The following is a 4,293-nucleotide window of genomic DNA, read 5'->3' on the forward strand; positions in this document are numbered from 1 at the left end:
ATCCTAAAAATTTAAAAGATATATATTTTACTTTAAAAATTGACGGAAAATATAAAGAAAAATTGAGACTAAATTTTAGTATATTTTCAAATTTGATAAAAATAAAAGGAAAATATCAAGATAAAAATATCGATTTTGTAGTAAGAAAGGCTAAAAACTCTATATTAGATATCAATAAAAATCTATTTCCAATTTATGCAAAGGTTTCATTTGATAAAAAGATTTTCGCCCATATTTATAACTCATTTGCCAAAGCAAATTTATCCATTAAAGATAAAAATTTTTCAGCCGATATAAAGATTTCAAAGGAAACAAATATAAAAATTTTTGGAAATTTTTCTAAATTAAATATAAATTTAGATATATACTCCCTAAAAGATCTTTATACCAAAATTTCAAATCTTTACAATCTTCCCCCATACAATTTTGATGCCCAAATCCATACAAAAATATTTATCGATCTAAAAAGAAAAAGTTATATTGCGGATATCAACTCCCCTTGGTTTTGGTATGAATATAAAAAATATAACTATTTAACCTTATCATATTTTAAAACACATTTTAGGGGAGATATGAGAAATATTGTTATAGATTATTATGCAGCCGTTTTTGGAAACCATGGGTTTTACGCTACTAAAAGTTCAAAAATCGAGTTTTTAAAAAATCAAATATCAATAAAAGAGTTTTGGATAGATGATAAAATAAAAATAGATGGGTTTTACGATTTTAAAAAATATGGAAAATTTAAAATATCGACAAAAGATTATAAATACTCATCTATTGAAGGGGTTGCCATTTTAGACGCCGATATCGATATTTATATAAAAAATAAAGATATATCCGCAGATGGAGAGATCTTTTTAAAAAAAGGAGAGATTTTTTATAACCCAAGAAAAATAAAATTGGTTGAAGATGAAGATATAATAATAGTAGATAAAAAAAGAGAAGAAAAATCTGAATTTTTTAAAAATCATATCTTTTTAAATATACATATCTTCTCAAAAAATAGTATAAAATATTCCATAAAAGATCTAAACGCAGCATTAATCCCTGATATTACGGTATATAAAGAGTTTCAAAAAGATATCCAGCTTCTTGGACAGATATTGGTTAAAAATGGAGTTTATAACTTTAATAGAAAAATTTTCAAAATTAAAAAAAGCGAAATAGATTTTTACGGACCGCCTAAAAACCCATTTTTAAATATTCTTGTTGAACATGAAAAAGATGAATATATCATTTATATTAAAATAACCGGAGATTTAAGAAATCCCCTCATCTTTTTCGAATCTGAACCTTATCTTTCTCAAAACGACATCTTAGCGATGATTCTTTTTGACTCAAAACTATCAAATCTTTTATTTAAATCTGCCGGCGGTGACAAAATTACTGGAATCTTTAGCAACTTTTTTATTAAAGATTTGGTTGAGTCTTTTGGGTTGAAACTTGATAAATTTTCTCTAATTACCTCAGGTAGCAGAATTGGATTTGAGATTGGCAAAAAAATAGCCGATAAAATAACTATACTTTATAAAAACGATAAAATATCTACTATCGTAATAAGATATAAAATAGATAGACATCTACAAAGCGAAGTAACGCTTTCACCCGAAAAAAACTCGATAGAGCTATTTTATAAAATAGAAAAATAGCCTATTCTACGATACATTGTCTTATATTGTATCCTCTTGGAAATTCCGGGTGAACAAAAATATCCCCTTTTAGCTTCCATTCTCCTTTTTTTACCATTACCTGTCCAAGCTTGTTTGTTTTATCCAAACATAAAATATTTTTGCCCTCTTCAAAAGCCTTTTTTACCTCTTTTATATGATTTATTCTATAATTATAATGAAAAATAAGCCCACCTATCAAAAAAAGAGAAAGTATAGATAAAACCTTTTTTGCATTAACATTTACAAAAGGTCTTGTAACTATAAACAAAGCTATTGCAAAAACAAATAAAGCGATAAATATAAATATCGCCTCTTCTTTAAAAAAATTAAGCATATTTTTTCTCCCACTCTTTAAATTGAGGCGAAAAGTATTTTATTCTTTGTTTCTTAAACTCTCTTGTTGAATATAGATATTTATAATCTTTTGGTTTTATCTCTTTTTCTATCTCTTTTACAACCTCTTCAACCTCCTCTTTTGTTTTTCCATGTATCATAGAAAAAAGAGGATAGGGCCAGTTTGGATAAACCGGTCTTAAATAGCAGTGACTTACGGCGCTAAATTGAGCCACAGTTTCTCCTATCTCATAGGCTCTTTTTTCATCTACATTCCAAACAACCATCGCATTTGCGCTAAAGCCTGCTCTTCTATGATATAAAATAGATGCAAATCTTCTTAGATATCCTCCATCTTGAAGTCTTTTTGCCTCTTTTTTTAGCTCTTCATAATCAATATTTAATTTTTTAACAATATTTTCAAAAGGGGTAATTTGAGGTTTTATATCCTCTTGCAAAAGTTTTATCAACTCATAATGGATAGGTTTAAGATCAAATTTAATTTTTTCTTTTTTCTTTATCTTCTCCTTTTTTGCCCTATCTCCTTTTAAATCAAGTTGAACTTTTATTTTAAACATTTTTATAGTAGGTAATATTATATAATCTTTTGCCCCTACCTTTTTTGCCATCAATTCAACACTTCTTTTAAGCCCAAGCTTTGAGTCTGGCTCAACGGCAATTGTAAACCAAAGATTATATTCATTATCCCTTTCATAGTTGTGACTAACGCCTGGATGGGTATTTATAAATTTAGCCGCCTCTTCAATATCATCTACCATAAAAGCAACCAAGCTTGATTCGTATCCTAAAGATTTAGTATCGAAAATCGCCGAAGTTTGACGGATAATCTTTTCATTTTTTAATTTTTTGTAAAGTTCTAATATTTCAGATTCTGAGCTGTTTAATTTTTGCGCCAAAACCTTAAAGGGTCTCTCTTCGATAGGAAACTCTTTTTGAATAAGCGTTAAAAACTCATTTTGCATCTGCGCCCTTTTATTAAAGTTTTAAAAATTGTAGTTTTTATTTATAAAATTTTCCTTGATAGTCATCAAATGCCTTTTTAATATTATATGTTATTATATCTAAACAAAAAGGAGAGATATGAGTTTTTTTCCGGCATATTTGAAACTTGAAAACAAAAAAATACTGGTAATCGGCGGCGGCAAAATAGCTTCAGATAAAATATCCCATTTACTTGATTTTACAAAAAATATAACTATAATTTCACCAAAAATAGAAGAGAGTGTGAATGAGTTTATAAATAAATTTAACCTAAGATATATAAAAAAAGAGTATGAAAAAGGGGATGTTGAGGGTTTTTTTATAGTAATAGTGGCAGCAGACGATATAGATCTTCAAAAAAATGTTTATCTTGAATGTCAAGAAAAAAAGATTTTATGTAATAGTGTAGATAGTATAGACTATTGCGATTTTATCTTTCCTTCATACATAAAAAAAGATGATTTAATAATCTCCTTTTCCACATCCGGAGCATCCCCTGCTCTATCCAAATATTTAAGACGAGCTATTGAAAATTTAATTCCAAAAGATATCTCCTCTTTTATAAAAGAGATAAAAAATCTAAGAAAAACGTTACCAAAAGGTAAAGAGAGAATGAGACTTTTAGATGAAAAAGCAAAAGAGTATATTGACAAATATTTTAAAAGGAAGGAAAATGTTTAGTAGAAAACTGTTTTTTGGTTTTTTCTTTATTTTTATTTTTTTAAGTGCGGTAGCTCTTATTACAAACATGCCCCAAAAGAAAAATTTAAGGGTTTATAATGAGATAATGCCCTATTTTCCATATAAGATTCAAAAAGAGTTTGGAGGCTTGGATATAGTTGATAAAAGAACCGGAGAAGATTTGGATATCGCAAATGAAAAAGTATTTTTAGCATTTGACGATATGTTAAAAAAATGGGGAAAAACCCATTTAGAGCTAAAAGGAGATAAGCTTTTGATTTTGGATGACAATAAAAAGGTTATAAAAAGTATAACCTTAAATGAAAAAGAGAAAAGCTGGGTTAAAAACTTTTTCTTTTCTCCTTAATTAGGGCATATCAAGATATTTAATAAGAGCGTATCCTCTTTTTTTGATATCGGGAAAAGTTAAAACTTTTGTTCCACCATATTTTAATCTAAATATATTTACCGCATCTTGATTTCTAAGAGGTATCAAATCGTCCCCCTTTGGCCCCTGGAGTTTGCTTCCAAACATATATAAAGCTTTCTTTGCGTCTATCCACTCTCCGCTTAAATAATCTTTTACAAGAAGTTTTTTAAAATC

At 27.7% G+C, this 4,293-nt stretch carries 6 protein-coding genes; 3 read left to right on the plus strand and 3 right to left on the minus strand.

Features of this window, described 5'->3' with window-relative positions:
* A partial coding sequence (locus AC30RD_RS04430; RefSeq protein WP_489493077.1) for a translocation/assembly module TamB domain-containing protein occupies positions 1–1,652 on the plus strand: 1,652 nt, incomplete at its 5' end.
* Position 1,653: 1 nt separating this feature from the next.
* On the opposite strand, the gene AC30RD_RS04435 is transcribed toward AC30RD_RS04430, so the two are convergent.
* Both AC30RD_RS04435 and ahbA read right to left on the minus strand, forming a co-directional pair.
* On the minus strand, positions 1,654–2,007 hold the full coding sequence (locus AC30RD_RS04435; protein WP_489493078.1) for a hypothetical protein: 354 nt from the start codon (positions 2,005–2,007) through the stop codon (positions 1,654–1,656).
* Positions 2,000–2,989, minus strand: coding sequence for a siroheme decarboxylase subunit alpha (gene ahbA, locus AC30RD_RS04440; protein WP_489493079.1), 990 nt, complete (start codon positions 2,987–2,989; stop codon positions 2,000–2,002). The genes AC30RD_RS04435 and ahbA overlap by 8 nt, the downstream gene beginning before the upstream one ends.
* A 118-nt stretch (positions 2,990–3,107) precedes the next feature.
* Between ahbA and AC30RD_RS04445 the strand changes: the two genes are divergently transcribed.
* Together AC30RD_RS04445 and AC30RD_RS04450 are read left to right on the plus strand one after the other, a co-directional pair.
* Positions 3,108–3,689, plus strand: coding sequence for a precorrin-2 dehydrogenase/sirohydrochlorin ferrochelatase family protein (locus AC30RD_RS04445; protein WP_489493081.1), 582 nt, complete (start codon positions 3,108–3,110; stop codon positions 3,687–3,689).
* The gene (locus AC30RD_RS04450) at positions 3,682–4,056 is read left to right on the plus strand and encodes a hypothetical protein (RefSeq protein ID WP_489493082.1); all 375 of its coding nucleotides are present in this window, start codon (positions 3,682–3,684) and stop codon (positions 4,054–4,056) included. The genes AC30RD_RS04445 and AC30RD_RS04450 overlap by 8 nt, the downstream gene beginning before the upstream one ends.
* Here the strand turns inward: AC30RD_RS04450 and AC30RD_RS04455 are convergent.
* A partial coding sequence (locus AC30RD_RS04455) for a nitrous oxide reductase accessory protein NosL (protein ID WP_489493084.1) occupies positions 4,057–4,293 on the minus strand: 237 nt, incomplete at its 5' end. It abuts the gene before it with no gap.

Source organism: Nitrosophilus sp. (genome assembly GCF_982775275.1).